Annotated in this window: 18 protein-coding genes; 13 read left to right on the forward strand and 5 right to left on the reverse strand. The window is 67.2% G+C overall.

Going from position 1 to position 17,488, the window contains the following annotated elements; all coding sequences use genetic code 11:
- The first annotated feature begins 79 nt into the window (after positions 1 to 79).
- The 9 genes from E0W60_RS16160 to ftsB all read left to right on the forward strand — a co-directional run bounded on the left by E0W60_RS16160 (position 80) and on the right by ftsB (position 8,707).
- Positions 80 to 1,033, forward strand: coding sequence for an alpha-E domain-containing protein (locus E0W60_RS16160; RefSeq protein WP_133097525.1), 954 nt, complete (start codon positions 80 to 82; stop codon positions 1,031 to 1,033).
- A gap of 56 nt (positions 1,034 to 1,089) precedes the next feature.
- Positions 1,090 to 1,935: a transglutaminase family protein gene (locus E0W60_RS16165; RefSeq protein WP_135704946.1), complete on the forward strand. Its 846-nt coding sequence runs from the start codon at positions 1,090 to 1,092 to the stop codon at positions 1,933 to 1,935.
- 130 nt (positions 1,936 to 2,065) lie between these two features.
- Positions 2,066 to 2,887, forward strand: coding sequence for a peptidase (locus tag E0W60_RS16170; RefSeq protein ID WP_133097523.1), 822 nt, complete (start codon positions 2,066 to 2,068; stop codon positions 2,885 to 2,887).
- An 11-nt stretch (positions 2,888 to 2,898) separates the two neighbouring features.
- Positions 2,899 to 3,705, forward strand: a complete 807-nt coding sequence (locus tag E0W60_RS16175) for an alpha/beta fold hydrolase (protein WP_135704947.1) — start codon at positions 2,899 to 2,901, stop codon at positions 3,703 to 3,705.
- Positions 3,706 to 3,878: 173 nt separating this feature from the next.
- Positions 3,879 to 5,531, forward strand: a complete 1,653-nt coding sequence (locus E0W60_RS16180) for a CTP synthase (RefSeq protein WP_135704948.1) — start codon at positions 3,879 to 3,881, stop codon at positions 5,529 to 5,531.
- A gap of 27 nt (positions 5,532 to 5,558) precedes the next feature.
- Positions 5,559 to 6,428: a 3-deoxy-8-phosphooctulonate synthase gene (gene kdsA, locus E0W60_RS16185; protein WP_135704949.1), complete on the forward strand. Its 870-nt coding sequence runs from the start codon at positions 5,559 to 5,561 to the stop codon at positions 6,426 to 6,428.
- Between the two features lie 82 nt (positions 6,429 to 6,510).
- Complete coding sequence (locus E0W60_RS16190; protein ID WP_133097519.1) at positions 6,511 to 6,804, forward strand: DUF1330 domain-containing protein; 294 nt, start codon at positions 6,511 to 6,513, stop codon at positions 6,802 to 6,804.
- A gap of 88 nt (positions 6,805 to 6,892) precedes the next feature.
- Entirely contained in the window at positions 6,893 to 8,182 is a 1,290-nt protein-coding gene (gene eno, locus E0W60_RS16195; protein ID WP_133097518.1) for a phosphopyruvate hydratase, read from the forward strand.
- Between the two features lie 183 nt (positions 8,183 to 8,365).
- Complete coding sequence (gene ftsB / locus E0W60_RS16200; protein ID WP_029046895.1) at positions 8,366 to 8,707, forward strand: cell division protein FtsB; 342 nt, start codon at positions 8,366 to 8,368, stop codon at positions 8,705 to 8,707.
- Between the two features lie 37 nt (positions 8,708 to 8,744).
- Here ftsB and E0W60_RS16205 read toward each other — a convergent pair whose 3' ends face one another.
- The 3 genes from E0W60_RS16205 to E0W60_RS16215 form a co-directional block, all read right to left on the reverse strand.
- Positions 8,745 to 9,176: a hypothetical protein gene (locus E0W60_RS16205; RefSeq protein ID WP_135704950.1), complete on the reverse strand. Its 432-nt coding sequence runs from the start codon at positions 9,174 to 9,176 to the stop codon at positions 8,745 to 8,747.
- 138 nt (positions 9,177 to 9,314) lie between these two features.
- The gene (locus E0W60_RS16210; protein WP_133097516.1) at positions 9,315 to 10,322 is read right to left on the reverse strand and encodes an Hsp33 family molecular chaperone HslO; all 1,008 of its coding nucleotides are present in this window, start codon (positions 10,320 to 10,322) and stop codon (positions 9,315 to 9,317) included.
- 42 nt (positions 10,323 to 10,364) lie between these two features.
- Positions 10,365 to 10,889, reverse strand: coding sequence for a gamma carbonic anhydrase family protein (locus tag E0W60_RS16215; protein WP_135704951.1), 525 nt, complete (start codon positions 10,887 to 10,889; stop codon positions 10,365 to 10,367).
- A gap of 147 nt (positions 10,890 to 11,036) precedes the next feature.
- On the opposite strand from E0W60_RS16215, the gene E0W60_RS16220 reads away from it, so the two are divergent.
- The gene (locus E0W60_RS16220; RefSeq protein ID WP_135704952.1) at positions 11,037 to 11,891 is read left to right on the forward strand and encodes a ferritin-like domain-containing protein; all 855 of its coding nucleotides are present in this window, start codon (positions 11,037 to 11,039) and stop codon (positions 11,889 to 11,891) included.
- On the opposite strand, the gene E0W60_RS16225 is transcribed toward E0W60_RS16220, so the two are convergent.
- Positions 11,888 to 13,627 carry an acyl-CoA synthetase gene (locus E0W60_RS16225; protein WP_135704953.1) on the reverse strand — a complete coding sequence of 580 codons (1,740 nt, stop codon included), beginning with the start codon at positions 13,625 to 13,627 and terminating at the stop codon, positions 11,888 to 11,890. The genes E0W60_RS16220 and E0W60_RS16225 overlap by 4 nt on opposite strands.
- A 157-nt stretch (positions 13,628 to 13,784) precedes the next feature.
- Between E0W60_RS16225 and E0W60_RS16230 the strand changes: the two genes are divergently transcribed.
- A complete protein-coding gene (locus tag E0W60_RS16230; RefSeq protein WP_135704954.1) occupies positions 13,785 to 14,678 on the forward strand; it encodes an alpha/beta fold hydrolase in 894 nt (297 codons plus the stop codon).
- Between the two features lie 15 nt (positions 14,679 to 14,693).
- On the opposite strand, the gene E0W60_RS16235 is transcribed toward E0W60_RS16230, so the two are convergent.
- Complete coding sequence (locus tag E0W60_RS16235; RefSeq protein ID WP_135704955.1) at positions 14,694 to 15,779, reverse strand: NAD(P)/FAD-dependent oxidoreductase; 1,086 nt, start codon at positions 15,777 to 15,779, stop codon at positions 14,694 to 14,696.
- A gap of 181 nt (positions 15,780 to 15,960) precedes the next feature.
- Here E0W60_RS16235 and E0W60_RS16240 point away from each other — a divergent pair, with 181 nt between their 5' ends.
- Positions 15,961 to 16,806, forward strand: a complete 846-nt coding sequence (locus E0W60_RS16240) for a 3',5'-nucleoside bisphosphate phosphatase (RefSeq protein WP_133097511.1) — start codon at positions 15,961 to 15,963, stop codon at positions 16,804 to 16,806.
- 40 nt (positions 16,807 to 16,846) lie between these two features.
- Positions 16,847 to 17,470 (forward strand): L-threonylcarbamoyladenylate synthase, encoded by a 624-nt coding sequence (locus E0W60_RS16245; protein ID WP_133097510.1) that lies wholly within the window; start codon positions 16,847 to 16,849, stop codon positions 17,468 to 17,470.
- Positions 17,471 to 17,488 lie beyond the last annotated feature (18 nt).

Genomic DNA, 17,488 nt, shown 5'->3' on the forward strand with positions numbered 1-17,488 from the left:
CGACGACAGCCCCTCACGCGATCAAGACCGCGAGCAACACCGCGATCAACACCGCCGCTGCCATGCCAGGAGAGCCCACATGCTGAGCCGTACCGCCGACCACCTGTTCTGGATGGCCCGCTACACCGAGCGCGCGGAAAACACCGCACGGATGCTCGACGTCAACTACCAGACCTCGCTGCTGCCGCAGTCGGCCGAGGTGGCCGAGCAGGGCTGGTGGGCGATGCTCGATATCTCGGAGCTGACGCAGGCCTTCGACCACAAGTACGGCCTGCTGTCGCGCGACGACGTGATCGACTTCATGGTGCGCGACATGACCAATGTGTCGTCGATCATGAGTTGCCTGCGCGCGGCACGCGAGAACGCGCGCGCGGTGCGCGGCTCGCTGACCACCGAAGTCTGGGAAACCGTCAACACGACCTGGCTCGACGTGCAGCGCATGATCGCCGACGGCGTACTCAGGGAAGACCCGTCGAGCTTCTTCGAATGGGTCAAGTTCCGCTCGCACCTGGCGCGCGGCGTGCAGTTCGGCACCATGCTCAAGGACGATGCCTTTCACTTCATGCGGCTGGGCACCTTCCTGGAGCGCGCCGACAATACCGCGCGGATCCTCGACGTCAAGTTCCAGGCCTCGGGCAGTGACGACAGCGATCCCAACCGCGAGCAGAACGACTTCTACCACTGGGCTGCGGTGCTGCGCTCGGTGTCCGGCTTCGAGGTCTACCGCAAGGTGTATCGCGCGGTGGTCACGCCACAGCGCGTGGCCGAACTGCTGGTGCTGCGCCCCGACATGCCGCGCTCGCTGGTGTCGAGCATGGACGAGGTGGTGACGATCCTGGCCATGGTGCGCAACCAGCAGTCGGCGGAGACCGAGCGGCAGGCTGGTAAACTCCACGCCGACCTCAAATACGCGCGCATCGACGACATCTTTGCCGTCGGCCTGCATGCGTACCTGACCAGCTTCCTGGAGCGCATCGGCGATCTCGGCAATGGCATCAGCCGGGACTTCCTGGTACCGCTGCAGGCGGCCTGACATGGGCGCGCCGGCAACGACCATGTGCTGCCGCCGCCGCGCCGCGCCCTGATACCGTGAAATACAAGATCCACCACCATACTGTCTACCGCTATGCCGAGCCGGTGCGCCGCAGCGTGCACGAGCTGCGGCTCGAGCCGCGCTCGGGCCCGCTGCAGACCGTGCACAGCTGGCAGCTGAGCACGCCGGGCAACCCGTCGGCGGCGTGCGACGGCTTCGGTAACATCGTGCACAACTTCACCGTGGCGGGCCCGGCGGACACCATTGCCATCGAAGCCAGCGGCGAAGTGGAAGTGCTGCCTCCGCATGGCGACCTCGACCGCGACGGCCACCATGCCTTCTGCGATGCGCCGCCGGCCGGCGAATCGCGCGTGTCGCCGCTGTACTTCCTCGGCAGCACGCCGCTGACCACGGCGCCGCGCGAGATGCAGGCCTTCGCCGCGCCTTTCCTGGCCTCGGGCCATGAAATTCCCGCGTTGCTGGCGCTGGCCCAGGCCATCGGCGAACGCGTCCGCTACAAGCCCAATACCACCGATGTCGGGACTTCAGCCGCCGAGGCGTTCGGCCTGGGCAGCGGCGTGTGCCAGGATCAGGCGCAAGTGATGGTGGCGGTATGCCGCGCGCTCGGTGTGCCGGCGCGCTATGTGAGCGGCTACTTCTACGATCCCGCCGCGACCGAACTGGCCAGCCATGCATGGGCCGACGTTTGTCTGGATCCCCAGCGCGAGATCTGGTGCAGCATCGACATCACCCACGGCTGCCTCACCGACGAGCGCCATGTCCGCCTCGCCGTGGGGCGCGACTACCAGTCTGCCGCACCGGTCCGGGGCATCCTGGAGGGCGGTGCCGGCGAGACGCTCGAGGTCAATGTCGTGATCACGCCGCTTGCCGATCCGGTCTAGCTTCGGCCGCGCCAATTAGGTGCCACATTCCAGAACCGGCACCGAGACACGGCAGCGGCGCTAGAATCCGTTAATGCAGCCCTCCGGCCGGCCACTCCCGGCCGTCCGACAAGAACACCAGAACAAGACCATGACGTACTGTGTAGCCATGCGGCTGGATGCCGGCCTGGTATTCCTGTCCGATTCCCGCACCAACGCCGGGGTGGACGCCATCTCGACGGCACGCAAGATGACCGTGTTCGAAGAGCCAGGCGACCGCGTGATGGTGCTGATGACCGCGGGCAACCTCGCCATCAGCCAGTCGGTGCGCCAGATCCTGGCGGAGAACCACGACGACAAGCGCTCGTTGTGGAACGCGCGGGACATGTTCGAAGCCGCGTCCATCGTCGGTGACGCGGTGCGCCAGGTGCACAAGCGCGACGCGCATGCGCTGCGCGATGCCGGCATCGAATTCAACGTCAGCCTGATCTTCGGCGGCCAGGTCCGCGGCGAGCGGGTGCGGCTGTTCAACATCTATGCTGCCGGCAACTTCGTCGAAGCCACGCCGGAAAACTGTTATTTCCAGATCGGCGAGGCCAAGTACGGCAAGCCCATCATCGACCGCGTCGTGCATCCGTCGCTGCCGCTGGCCGAGGGCGCGAAATGCGCGCTGATCTCGATGGATTCGACGCTGAAGTCCAATATTTCAGTGGGTTTGCCGCTGGACCTGCTGGTCTACGAGGCGGATTCGCTGCGCGTGACGCGCTTCGTCAACATCGACGAGCGCAACGCCTATTTCCGCATGATCCGCGATACCTGGGGCCACCGGCTGCGCCAGGTGTTCGGCGAAATCCACAACCCCGAATGGGACCCGGCCCTGCCGGCCGACTTCCCGCTGGCGCGCAGCGGCGAGGGCGACTGCTGGGGCCAGCCCGTGCGCGCCAGGCGCAATCCCTCCCGCACCCAGGAATGAGGGGCGGGGCGGTGCGCGAGATCATCCATTTTTCACATGCCAACGGCTTTCCGGTCACGACGTACCGCAAGCTGTTCGGCGAACTGGACGGCGAGTTCGAGTTCCGCGCCGTGGACCGTTACGGCCACCGGCCCCAGTTTCCGGTCACGCGTGGCTGGCCGCATCTGGTGGAAGAACTGCTCGAGGAAGTGGGGCGCCAGTACCGCGAGCCGGTCTGGCTGGTGGGCCATTCGCTGGGCGGCTTCCTGTCGATGATGGCGGCGCTGCGCCGGCCCGAATGGGTGCGCGGCGTGGTGATGCTGGATTCGCCGATCATTGCCGGCTGGCGCGCCTCGCTGCTGAAGACGGCGCAGGTGCTCGGCATCGACGAAAAGCCCGGCCCGGCGGCGGTGACGAAGAACCGGCGCACGCACTGGCCCGATGCCGAGGCCGTGTGGCAGCACTTCCGCGGCAAGCCGAATTTTGCCGTGTGGGACCAGGAGGTGCTGCGCGACTATGCGCTCCATGGCACCGAGCCGACCGGCAAGGGCAACGAGCGGCGCCTGCGCTTCGACCGCGAGGTCGAGTACTCGATCTACCGCACGCTGCCTACCAGCCTGGGGCGCAAGCTCAGGCGGGGCGCGCCGGTGCCGGTCGGCTTTGTCGCCGGTACGCGCTCGCGCGAGGTGCGCCAGTGCGGCCTTGCCGCGACCCGCAAGCTCGTGGGCGAAAACCTGCGCTTTATCGAGGGCGGCCATTTATACCCGATGGAGCGGCCGCAGGAAACGGCGCAACTGGTGCGCGACCTGATCGGAGCGATGCGCCGCGACGGGCGCTGATCCTTCGTTGATCATTTTCAAGCGGCGCATGCGGCGCAGCCTGCCGCGCGGCCCGGAAGATCCCCATAGAGCCCCGCCCGCCAGGCGATTGGCGGGCGGGGCTGTCACAATTTCCGGGTCGGCGCGGACCGGGCTCTCATGTATAATCCCGATTTCCCCGGCAAGCTCGGTTTATGACCAAATTCGTCTTCGTCACCGGTGGCGTCGTCTCTTCTCTCGGCAAGGGCATCGCTGCTGCCTCGCTCGCGGCCATTCTTGAGTCGCGCGGCCTCAAAGTCACCCTCCTCAAGCTAGATCCCTACATCAACGTCGATCCCGGCACGATGAGCCCCTTCCAGCATGGCGAGGTGTTTGTCACGGAAGACGGTGCGGAAACCGACCTCGATCTCGGCCACTACGAGCGTTTCGTCTCGGCCAAGATGCGCAAGTCGAACAACTTCACCACCGGCCAGATCTACGAATCGGTGATCCGCAAGGAGCGCCGCGGCGAATACCTCGGCAAGACCGTGCAGGTGATTCCGCATATCACCAACGAGATCCAGGCCTTCATCGAGAAGGGCGCCGCTGCCTCGCACGACGGCAAGGCCGACGTGGCGCTGGTGGAAATCGGCGGTACCGTGGGTGACATCGAATCGCTGCCGTTCCTGGAAGCCGCGCGCCAGATGAGCCTGCGCATGGGACGCAACCACGCTGCCTTCGTGCACCTGACGCTGGTGCCGTTCATTGCCAGCGCCGGCGAGCTGAAGACCAAGCCGACCCAGCACTCGGTGCAGAAACTGCGTGAAATCGGCATTTCGCCGACCGCGCTGCTGTGCCGCGCCGACCGCCCGATCCCGGACGACGAGCGCGCCAAGATTTCGCTGTTCGCCAATATCCCGCAAGACGCCGTGATCTCGGTGTGGGATGCGGACAGCATCTACAAGATTCCGCAGATGCTCAACGAGCAGGGCCTCGACCGCCTGATCTGCGAGGAACTGCGCCTGGACCCGCGCCCGGCCGACCTGTCGATGTGGCAGAAGCTGGTCAACGCCCAGGAACATCCCGAGCACGAAATCACCATCGGCATGGTCGGCAAGTACGTCGACCTGACCGAGTCGTACAAGTCGCTGATCGAGGCGCTGCGCCACGCCGGCATGCACACCGCCACGCGCGTCAACATCGAGTACATCGATTCCGAGGAACTGGAATCGGGCCACCTCGAAGTGCTGGCCCCGCTCGACGCCATCCTGGTGCCGGGCGGCTTCGGCAAGCGCGGCACGGAAGGCAAGATCCGCGCGATCCAGTACGCCCGCGAGAACAAGGTGCCGTACCTGGGCATCTGCCTCGGCATGCAGCTGGCCGTGATCGAGTTTGCCCGCCACGTGGCCAATATGGCCGACGCCAACTCGACCGAATTCAACCTTGAAACCGAACACCCGGTGGTCGCGCTGATCACCGAGTGGGTCGACCGCGAAGGCAAGGTCGAGCAGCGCTCGGCCGATTCCGATCTGGGCGGCACCATGCGCCTGGGCGCGCAGCGCGTGCCGGTCAAGGAAGGCACCAAGGCCAACGCCATCTACGGCGCCGAGGTCAACGAGCGCCACCGTCACCGCTACGAGGTCAACAACCATTACGTGCCGACGCTGGAAAACGCCGGCATGGTGATCTCGGCCCGTACCCCGACCGAGAACCTGCCGGAAATGATGGAGCTGCCGGAGTCGATGCACCCGTGGTTCGTCGGCGTGCAGTTCCACCCGGAATTCACCTCGACGCCGCGTGACGGCCATCCGCTGTTCAAGGCCTACGTCGAAGCCGCGCTTGCCAGCCAGCAGCGCAAGGGCGCCTGAGGCCAGGCGGCAAGAGAGGAGTCTGTCATGAAACTCTGTGGATTCGAGGTCGGCCTCGACAAGCCGTTCTTCCTGATCGCCGGTCCGTGCGTGATCGAGTCCGAGCAGATGGCGCTGGATACCGCCGGCGAGCTCAAGGCCATCACCGCTGAACTGGGCATCCCGTTCATCTACAAGTCGTCGTTCGACAAGGCCAACCGTTCTTCCGGCAAATCGTTCCGCGGCCTGGGGATGGAGAAGGGCCTGGAGATCCTGGCGACCGTCAAGCGCGAAGTCGGCGTGCCGGTGCTGACCGACATCCACGAGATCGACGAGATCAAGCCCGTCGCCGCCGTGGTCGACGTGCTGCAGACCCCGGCCTTCCTGTGCCGCCAGACCGATTTCATCCGTGCCTGCGCCCAGAGCGGCAAGCCGGTGAACATCAAGAAGGGCCAGTTCCTGGCGCCGGGCGACATGAAGAACGTGATCGACAAGGCCCGCGACGCCGCGCGCGAAGCCGGCCTGCCGGATGACGTCTTCATGGCCTGCGAACGCGGCGTCTCGTTCGGCTACAACAACCTCGTGTCCGACATGCGCTCGCTGGCGATCATGCGCGAGACCGGTGCCCCGGTGGTGTTCGACGCCACCCACTCGGTGCAGCTGCCGGGCGGCCAGGGCACCAGCTCCGGCGGCCAGCGCGAGTTCGTGCCGGTGCTGTCGCGCGCCGCCGTCGCCACCGGCGTGGCGGGCCTGTTCATGGAAACGCACCCGGATCCGAGCAAGGCGATGTCCGACGGCCCCAACGCGGTGCCGCTGTCGCGCATGAAGGAACTGCTGGCCGTACTCAAGGAACTGGACACGCTGGTCAAGCGCGCCGGTTTCCTGGAAGACAACTTCGGCTGGCCGGCCTGCGCCTGAGCAGGCCCGGTCTTGTCACCACCGCAATGCCGGTGGTGACAAACCATATCGAAAGACAATACAAAAAATCGGGAGATTCTCCATGGCCGCGGGCTATATCATCGCCTACGTCGACGTGACCGACCCCCAGCAGTACGAAGAATACAAAGTGCTGTCGAGCAAGGCCATGCAGATCCATGGCGCCGAGGTGCTGGTACGCGGCGGCAAGACCGAGCCGCTGGAAGGCGAGTGGGCGCCGAGCCGCGTCGTGGTGCTGAAATTCCCCAGCTATGAAGCCGCCAAGTCGTTCCACGACGGCGAAGCCTATCGCGCGGCCCGCAAGGCGCGCGAGCATGCGGCAAAGATGAACATGATCGTGGTGGAAGGCGCTGCCTGAGGGTTGTCGGGCCGTTTGACACGCGCCTGACACAGGCACAGGTTGAAGTAATCAGCAGCAGCAAGAATCAACAGTCAGAGAGGAATTCATGAGTGCAATCGTAGATATCATCGGTCGCGAGGTTCTCGACTCGCGCGGCAACCCCACCGTCGAATGCGACGTGCTGCTGGAATCGGGCGTGATGGGCCGCGCCGCGGTGCCGTCGGGCGCATCGACCGGTTCGCGCGAAGCCATCGAACTGCGTGACGGCGACAAGTCGCGCTACCTGGGCAAGGGCGTGCTGAAGGCCGTCGAGCACATCAACACCGAAATCTCCGAAGCCATCATGGGCCTGGACGCCTCCGAGCAGGCCTTCCTGGACCGCACCCTGATCGACCTCGACGGCACCGAGAACAAGGGCCGCCTGGGCGCCAACGCCATGCTGGCGGTGTCGATGGCCGTGGCCAAGGCCGCCGCTGAAGAAGCCGGCCTGCCGCTGTACCGCTACTTCGGCGGCTCGGGCGCGATGCAACTGCCGGTGCCGATGATGAACATCGTCAACGGCGGCGCGCACGCCAACAACAGCCTGGACATCCAGGAATTCATGGTCATGCCGGTGTCGCAGACCAGCTTCCGCGAAGCGCTGCGTTGCGGCGCCGAAATCTTCCACGCGCTGAAGAAGATCCTGGCCGACAAGGGCATGTCCACCGCGGTGGGCGACGAGGGCGGCTTCGCGCCGAACTTCTCGTCCAACGAGGAATGCCTGAACACCATCGTGCAAGCCATCGAGAAGGCCGGCTACCGCGCCGGTGAAGACGTGCTGCTGGCGCTGGACTGCGCCGCCAGCGAGTTCTACCACGAAGGCGAAGGCGTGTACCAGCTGGAAGGCGAAGGCCTGAAGCTGACCTCGACCCAGTTCGCCGACTACCTGGCCAACCTGTGCGACAAGTTCCCGATCGTGTCGATCGAGGACGGCATGGCCGAAGGCGACTGGGACGGCTGGAAGACGCTGACCGACAAGCTGGGCAAGCGCGTGCAGCTGGTGGGAGACGACCTGTTCGTCACCAACACCAAGATCCTGAAGGAAGGCATCGAGAAGGGCATCGGCAACTCGATCCTGATCAAGATCAACCAGATCGGCACCCTGACCGAAACCTTCGCCGCCATCGAGATGGCCAAGCGCGCCGGCTATACCGCCGTGATCTCGCACCGCTCGGGCGAAACCGAAGACAGCACCATTGCCGACATCGCCGTGGGCACCAACGCCGGCCAGATCAAGACCGGCTCGCTGTCGCGCTCGGACCGCATGGCCAAGTACAATCAGCTGCTGCGCATCGAGGAAGACCTCGGCGATATCGCCAGCTACCCGGGCAAGGGCGCGTTCTACAACCTGCGCTGAACCTTGCCCGTCGTGCCCGTTAGCGCATTAGTGCGTTAGTGCGGCATGACGTGATGGCTGTGAAAAGGCGGTGGCACGGATAACATCCGGCCACCGCCGTTTTTGTATCGAAATCTGCCTGGCAATTGCCTTCCGGGCCGACTTCGCAGATCATTGTGCGGAATTTCTCGTCCGCAACCTTTCATGCGTCTGATTTCGCTGCTGTTGTTCGTGCTGCTGCTCGCGGTCCAGTATCCGCTCTGGCTGGGCAAGGGTGGCTGGCTGCGCGTCTGGGACCTGAACCGCCAGCTGACCGAGCAAGGTACCCGCAACCAGACGCTCAAGCTGCGCAATGCCAAGCTGGAAGGGGAAGTTGCCGACCTGCAGGACGGCACCGGCGCGATCGAGGAACGTGCGCGCTATGAGCTGGGCATGGTGAGGGAAGGCGAGGTGTTCGTGCAGTTCGTGGCACCGGCTCCCAAGGTCAGCGCCACGCCGCCGCTGCCGCCGCCGGCGAACTCCGTCGCCGGGCGCGGCGGACACTGATCAACGTTCTGCTTCCTGCCCGGCGGCACCGTGGCCGTCACCACCAGTACGGATAGCCGCCCCAGTAGCCGGGCATTCCCACGCTGACGCCGCCACCCCAGTGGCCGCCCCCCCATCCTCCGTAAAACAGGTTCCAGCTGGTATTGGGATAGGCATATGCCGCACGCGCATAGGCCTCGGCCTGTTGCTGCCGCGCGATGGCGTCGGCCTGCTCGCGCAGCACCTCCTGGTTCAGGGCATCGAGCTTTTGCCGTGCTTCGGGCGTCAGCCGGGCGGGCGGCATGGCATTCGGGGCGAGCCGCGCCGTCGGGGGCGAGCCGTTGGCGTCGCGCGGGATCTGCGCGCAGCCGGTGGCCAGCAGCAGGGCGACTGCCGCGGCCAAAACAAAAGCGCCACGCAAGCAGCCGCGCGTGGCGGCCGCTGTCGTGGCGCCGGATTCTGGTAACGGGAGGGAGGCTTCGGCGTTCATGACGGTCCTCAGGCTCACGGCTCGCGGGTATAGCGATCGTACAGCCGTTGGACCGGGCGGCGCGCCGGATGTTTCCATTTCGCCGCTCCCTGCCGCTCCCTGCCGCTCCCGCCACGGGCCGAGCCGAGGAATGCCGCCTCAGTGGTGCTGGTGCGCGCCGGCCCCGGCGCCGGTGGCGATGTGCGTGGCCGAGAACAGCTGGGCGCAGTCGACCGGGTCAAATTCATAGCGCTGGCCGCAGAAATCGCAATGGATCTCCACGTTGCCGCGCTCGGCGATGATGCCCTCGATCTCTTCACGCCCCAGCGACTGCAGCATGCCCGCCACCTTGGGCCGCGAGCACGAGCAATGGAAATGCGGCGTCATCGGCTCAAACACGCGCAGGCCGGCGTCCTGCAGGTCTTCCCAGAACAGGCGGCGCAGCAGCGTCTCGGGCGATTCGGCCAGCAGTTCCTCGGCCTTGAGCGTGGAGCCCAGCTGCACCGCGCGATCCCAGGTATCCAGGTCCTGGGCCCTGGCATGGCTGGCCAGCGGCGCGCCGGTTTCGCCTACGTCGGCGGTGCCGCCGTAGGAGGGCAGCTTCTGCAGCAGCATGCCGGCGGCCACGCGATCGTCGGCGGCCAGCCACAGGCGCGTGTCGAGCTGCTCGGAGGCCTTCATGTAGTGCTCCAGCACCGCACTGATCGACGGCAGCGGACCGTGCTCGTCCGCCAGCGGCACGATGCCCTGGTACGGCTGCTGTCCCGGCAGCTTGTCCTTGGGGTCGAGCGTGATGGCAAAGCGGCCGTGGCCGTGCGCATGGACCAGGTCGGCCAGCGTGGCGTCGTCGGCAATCTCGGCGCCCTCGGCCAGCTTGGCGGTGGCCCGCATCGACAGGTCGGACAGGCATTCCACCACCAGCATCCGCACCGGGCCGTCGCCGTGCAGCTGCATCACCAGCGCGCCGTTGAACTTCAGGTTGGCTGACAGCAGTGCCGCGGCGGCCATCATCTCGCCCAGCAGCCGGCGCACCGGCGTGGGGTAGCGGTGGCGGCCCAGCACTTCCTGCCAGGTGGCTTCCATGCGCACCAGTTCGCCGCGCACCGGGGCGGCGTCGAACAGGAACTTCTGCAGGGTGTCGGGGGTGGTGGGGGTAGTCTGAGTCACGTTGTCTGTCGAGTAATGCGATGGACGCGGTCGCGGCTGCGTTCAGCCGATCCGCTTGAGCTGTTGCTTGTACATGGCCTGCCGCGAGGCGTAGGTTTCGGCGTTGCGATAGAGGTTGGCGACGTCCTCATCCGTCAGCTGCCGCACCACCTTGGCCGGCGCGCCCAGGATCAGCGAGCGGTCCGGGAAGACCTTGCCCTCGGTGACCACGGCGCCCGCGCCCACCAGGCATTCCTTGCCGATCACGGCACGGTTCAGCACCACGGCCTGGATGCCGATCAGCGAGCCTTCGCCGACAGTGCAGCCATGCAGCATGGCCTGGTGGCCGATCGAAACCTTGTCGCCCAGGGTCAGCGGGCAGCCCGGGTCGGTGTGCAGCACCGCGCCCTCCTGGATATTGGTGTCATGCCCCACCATGATCGGCTCGTTGTCGCCGCGGATCACGACACCGGGCCAGGCGCTGGCGCGGGACTTGAGGGTCACGTTGCCGATGACGGTGGCTTCCGGGGCCACGTAGGCTTCGCTGTCGATATTGGGCTTGACGTCGCCGAGCTGGTAAAGCGCCATGAGGTCTCCTGCACGAAAGGCTTTTGTTGAAGTGGGGGTTGCCGCCGGACTTTAAAGAGTCAGCGGGTCTGTGGGGAACTGCATGGCCAGGCACAAGGGTGGGTGCCGGCGAGGCCCTACAATGGCGGCAGTCCGGATTTTACGCTCATGCCAGAAAAAACTCCCGCCGCCGCTTTGCCTGATCCGTCACTTTCGCCGCGCCATCGCGCGCTGGCGGTGCTGTGCATGACCGATCCGCGCGAAAAGGCCGGCGCCGCGCGCGCGTTGTACCGCGATGCCATGGCGCTGTCCGATGCGGCGCTGCATGCGGACGAGGCGATCGATGCCGGCGCGGGCCATACCATCCCGGGACGTCCGGCACGGCCGGTACTGGTGGCGCCGCAGGGCGTCGAACGGCGCCGCTCGCTGCATACGCCCGCCGGCCGCGCGGCGATGATCCACGCGCTGTGCCATATCGAATTCAACGCTATCAACCTCGCGCTGGATGCGGTGTGGCGCTTCTCCGGCATGCCGCCGGCCTACTACCGCGACTGGTTGCGCGTGGCCGACGAAGAGGCGCTGCATTTCACGCTGCTGGCCGGGCATCTGGGCACACTGGGTGCGGCCTACGGCGATTTTCCCGCGCACAACAGCCTGTGGGAGATGACCGACAAGACCGCCGGCGACGTGCTGGCGCGCATGGCGCTGGTGCCGCGCACGCTGGAAGCGCGCGGGCTCGATGCCTCGCCGCCGGTGCGCGCCAGGCTGGCCGGCGCCGGGGATCATGCCGCCGCGGCGATCATCGATATCATCCTGCGCGACGAGGTCGGCCATGTTGCGATCGGCAACCACTGGTACCGCTGGCTGTGCGCGCAGCGCAAGCTGGAGCCGGTTGCTACCTATGCGCGACTGGCCGAGCAGTACCGTGCGCCGAAGCTGCGCGGGCCATTCAACCTCGATGCTCGGCGCGCGGCCGGGTTTGATGAGGATGAGCTGGCCTGGCTGGAAGCGTCGGCTGGCTAGGCCGACTGCCGGCGCTGCGCCGCCCGCTCTTCCTCCAGTAAGCGCAGCACCCGCCGCTGTATCTTCCCGGTGGTCGTCATCGGCAACTGGTCGATAAACTCGATCGCCTTCGGATACTCGTACGGCGCCAGCTGCCCGCGCACATGTGCCTGCAGTTCCGCCACCAGCGCCGCGTCGGCGTCGAATGAGCGCGCCACCGCCGGCGTCAGCACCACGAAGGCCTTGACCACCGCGCCGCGCTCGGGATCGGGCGAGGGCACCACGGCGCAGTTGGACACCGCCGGATGCCTGAGCAGGCAGTTCTCGATCTCGCTCGGCCCGATGCGGTAGCCCGAGGATTTGAACACATCGTCGGCACGGCCCTGGTACCACAGGTAGCCGTCGGCATCGATGCGCGCGAGGTCGCCGGTGCGGCACCAGCGCAGGCCGTCGCGCTCGACGTACTTGCCCGCGGTCGCCGCCTCGTTCTTCCAGTAGCCGAGGAAGAACACCGGGTCCGGATGCCCGGCGCTATCGGTGGCGCAGACCGCAACTTCGCCGTCCTCGCCCGGCGCGCAGGGGCGGCCTTCTTCGTCGATCACCTGCACGCGATGGCCGGGGTAGGGGCGTCCCATCGAGCCGGGCCGCGCCGGCCAGCCCAGGCGCTCGTCGTCGTTCTGCGCGGTGCAGTTGCCGACGATGTAGTTGATCTCGGTCTGGCCGAACATCTCGTTGACGATCACGCCAAGGGCGTCGCGGCACCAGCCGAACACGGTCTCGCCAACCGCTTCGCCGGCGCTCATCAAGGCGCGCAACCTGATGTCGTAGCGCTGCCGCGGCTCGGGGCAGGCCTTCATCATCTGCTTGAGCGCGGTGGGGAACAGGAAGGTGTTGGTGACGGCGTAGCGCTCGAGCAGCTCGAAGGCGCGCTCGGCGGAGAAGCGGCCCTGGTAGCCGACGATGGGCTTGCCGAAGTACAGCGCCGGCATCAGCGCATCCCACAGCCCGCCGGTCCAGGCCCAGTCGGCCGGGCTCCAGAACACGTCGGCGTCCTGCGGATACCAGTTCTGCGAGCAGACAAAGCCGGTCAGGTTGCCGACCAGCGCGCGGTGCGGGATCAGCGCGCCCTTGGGCGGGCCGGTGGTGCCGCTGGTGTAGATCAGCACGGCGGCCTCGCCGGCCTTGGTCTCTTCGGCGGTGAAGGTGGGCAGCTGCGCGGCCAGCAGAACGTCCCAGTCATGGTCGCCGCGGCCATGCGCATCGCCGGCGGCGATCACGGTGGCCAGCGCCGGGCATTCCGGGCGCGCGGCGAGCACGTTGTCGATCGAGGTTTCGTCGGCAATCGCCACGCTGGCTTCGCTGTGCGCGATGCGGTAGGCCAGCGCCTCGGGCCCGAACAGCATCGACAGCGGCATCGCGATCGCGCCCAGCTGATAGATCGCCATGTGGGCGATCACGGTCTCGATCCGCTGCGGCATCACGATCGCCACCCGGTCGCCGCGCGCCACGCCCAGGTCGCGCAGCGCCGCCGAGAGCCGGTTGGCTTCGGCCTGGATGTAGGAGAAGGTATGCGCGTTGCGCCGGCCGTCTTCGTGCTCGGTATAGACGGCGATGCGGTCCATGGTTGCCGGATCGCGCGCCCAGCGGCCGCAGCAGGCTTCGGCAATGTTGAAGTTCGGGGGGATTTCCCAGCGGAAGGATTCGTACAGCGCGCGGTAGTCGTCGCGCCGGCTTGCCGGCAAGGCAGCTGCGGCCATCCAAGGTCTCCTGAAGGTCTGCTGTCCGTTCGCCCTGCGCGGCAAGCTGCAAATGGCGCTGGCCGCTATAATGCCAACAAGCGAACGATCGTTCTATTTTGTCGGCTTCCCTTCGCCAGCCCCCGCGGCAGGAAGACCCGACGCCAGGGTGGAGACAATGACAATCAAGGAAACCTCGCGGTCTGAATTTATCACGTTGCGCGGGCTGCGCTACCACGTGCGCCACTGGGGTACGCCCGGCGCGCGCAAGCTGTTCATGCTGCATGGCTGGATGGATGTGGCCGCCTCGTTCCAGTTCCTGGTCGACCACCTGCGCGGCGACTGGCACGTGATCGCTCCCGACTGGCGCGGGTTTGGCGAGACCGACTGGCCTTCGCGCTATCCCGGCACGCAGTCGTACTGGTTCCCGGACTACATCGCCGACATGGAGGCGCTGCTCGACCACTACCAGCCGGAAGGGCAGGTGGACCTGCTCGGCCACAGCATGGGCGCCAACGTGATCTGCCTGTATGCCGGCATCCGCCCCGAACGCGTGCGCCGCGTGGTGGACCTGGAAGGCTTCGGCATGACGGCGACACGGCCGGCGCATGCCCCCAAACGCTACGCGCGCTGGCTGGACGAGTTGCGCATTGGCGCCGAGCTGAAGACCTACGACAGTGTCGACGGCGTCGCCGCGCGCCTGCAGAAGACCAACCCGCGCCTGCCCGACGACCGCGCCGCGTTCCTGGCCGCGCACTGGTCGCGCCGCAATGCCGACGGCCGCTGGGAAATCCTGGGCGACCCGGCGCACAAGCTGGTCAATCCGTTGCTGTACCGGCTCGATGAAGTGATGGCGATCTGGGAGCAGGTCAGCGCGCCGGTGTTGCATGTCGAGGCGCGCGATTCGGAGACGCTGCGCCATATCGCCCACAAGCAGGGCATCGACGAGTTCAAGGAGCGCTTCCGCGCCTTCCGCGATTTCCGCGAGGCCGTGATCGATGACGCCGGCCACATGCTGCACCATGACCAGCCGGCCGCGGTGGCCGAGCTGGTCGAGTCGTTCTGCCGCTAGGGACGGCGCCCGCGTTCAGGCGTGGGTGAGCTTTTCCTTCAGCGCGGCGTTGTTGCTGGTGTGGACATGCACCAGCGCCTTCTCCGGGAAGGCGTAGTGATACGCCTTGCGCAGCGCCAGCGCGGCTTCGTGGAAGCCTGACAAGATCAGCTTCTGCTTGTTGGGATAGAAGGCGATATCGCCCGCGGCGAAAATGCCGCGGCGCGAGCTTTCATACGTGGTGGTGTCGACCAGGATGCGGCCGGCACGCATGTCCATGTCCCATTGCGCGATCGGGCCGGGTTCGGACACCAGGCCGTACAGCGCCACCAGCTCATCGGCGGGCAGCATCTGGCTGCCGTCGCGGGTGCGCACTTCCACTTCGGCCAGTGCATCGCCGTCGGTGCGCAGGGTGCCGAGCATGCCGACCACGAAATCCATCTCGCCGGCCGCCACCGCGGCGCGCATCTCGGCCACGGTGCCATCGGCGGCGCGGAAGCCCTCGCGCCGGTGCAGCAGCGTCACGCGCGCGGCCACCTTGCGCAGCGCCAGCGCCCAGTCCAGCGCCGAATCGCCGCCGCCGGCGACGATCACGCGCTTGCCGGCAAAGCGCGATACATCGCGCACGGCGTAGTGCACGTGGCGATCTTCCAGCGCCGCGGCCTCGGGCAGCGCCACGCGCTGCGGCGCGAACGCGCCCGCGCCGGAGCAGACCAGCACCGCCGCGACATCGAAGCGCTTGCCGCCATCGGTGGTGACCAGCATGCGCTGGTGCGCCGGATGGCCGTCCTGCGCTGGGGCGCCGGGGATTTCGGACACGCTTTCGGCGCGCTGGCCGAAATGCATCGGGAAGGCGAACGGCTCGCACTGCTCCAGCAGCCGGTCCACCAGTTCCTGCGCCAGGCAGCCGGGCACGGCCGGGATGTCGTAGATCGGCTTCTCGGGATACAGCTCGGTGCACTGGCCGCCGGCGCGGTCGAGCACGTCGATCAGTTCACATTTGAGGCCGAGCACGCCGGCCTGGAAGGCGGCGAACAGCCCGACCGGGCCGGCGCCCACGATCAGGACGTCAGTGGTGGTGACGGCGGACGTGGTCGCGGCGGTGGTGGCGTCGGTAGACATGGTGGGCAAGGCGGGCACGGACGGCCCGCGGAAGATGGTGCAAAGCCCGACTATACCCCGCGCCAGCCCGTTTCCCGGCGACGCCAGCGTTGCCGGCAGGGCTTTGCCATGGGCGCCGGACCACCTCCGGCAGGCCGCCGGCGCCACGCTGGCAAAGGGCGATCGGAGTAGAATGAGCCCCATGCAAAACGCCCACGCCATCAACGCCGACCTGCACTGCCATTCCACCGTGTCCGACGGCACGCTGTCGCCCCGCGCGGTGGCTGAGATCGCGCGCGATGCGGGCGTCCAGTACTGGGCGCTGACCGACCACGACGAGGTCGGCGGGCAGGCCGCGGCGCGCGCCGCGGCCGAAGAATTCGGCATGCGCTATGTGCCCGGCGTGGAGATATCGGTGACGTGGGCCGGGCAGACCGTGCATGTGGTCGGCCTGCAGATCGACCCGTTCTGTCCCGAGCTGATCGATGGCCTGACCGACACCCGTTCGGGACGTGCCCGGCGTGCGCGCGACATCGCCGAGGCGCTGGCCAGGGTCGGCATCGAAGGCGCCTACGCGGGCGCGCTGAAGTACGTTGGCAATCCCGACCTGATCTCGCGCACCCATTTCGCGCGCTGGCTGGTTGACCAGGGCCACTGCGCAACCATCGGCGACGTGTTCAGCGAATACCTGTCGGAAGGCCGGCCCGGCTATGTCGGCCATCGCTGGGCCAGCCTGTCCGAAGCCGTGGGCTGGATCCGCACCGCCGGCGGCATCGCCGTGATGGCGCACCCAGGCCGCTACCACTACACCGACACCCAGCACGATGCCCTGTTCGACGAGTTCAAGTCGCTCGGCGGCGGCGCCGTCGAGGTCGTGACCGGCAGCCACACGCCGGACCAGTACCGCCGCTATGCCGAGGTGGCGCGCCACTACGGGCTGCTGGCCTCGCGCGGCTCGGATTTCCACGGACCCGGCGAAGGCCGGGTCGAACTCGGCACGCTGCCGCCGCTGCCGTCCACGGTCACGCCGGTCTGGCACGACTGGTAACCAGCCAGCCCAACGAAAAGCAAAACCAAAGGCGCCCTGCATGTCCCAGTACTTCGAGATCCATCCGCTCAACCCGCAGTCGCGCCTGATCAAGCAGGCCGCGCAGATCCTGCAGAAGGGCGGACTGATCGCGCTGCCGACCGATTCCAGCTACGCGCTCGCCTGCCAGCTCGACGACAAGCACGCGGTCGAGCGCCTGCGCCGGCTGCGCGGCATCGACGATCGCCACCACCTGACGCTGATGTGCCGCGATCTGTCCGAACTGGGCAACTTCGCTCGCGTCGACAACCGCCAGTACCGCTGGATCAAGGGCGCCACGCCCGGGCCGTACGTCTTTATCCTGGAAGCCACCAAGGAAGTGCCGCGGCGCCTGTCGCACCCGGCGCGCAAGACCATCGGCGTACGCGTGCCCGACCACGCCATCCCGCTGGCGCTGCTGGGCGAAGCGGGCGAGCCGCTGATCTCGGCCACGCTGCAGGTGCCCGGCGACGACGAGCCGCTCAACGATCCGGCGGAAATCCGCGCCCGGCTGGAGAAGCAGCTCGACCTGGTGGTCTGCGGCGGCCCGGCGCCGGCGCAGCCGACCACGGTGATCGACCTGACCAGCGGCGAGCCCGAGCTGGTGCGCGCCGGCCGCGGCGACATCTCGCGCTTCGGGCTCTGAACCCGGGCTCTGAACCCG

Origin of the sequence: Cupriavidus oxalaticus, from assembly GCF_004768545.1 — a bacterium.
Lineage (GTDB): Bacteria > Pseudomonadota > Gammaproteobacteria > Burkholderiales > Burkholderiaceae > Cupriavidus > Cupriavidus oxalaticus_A.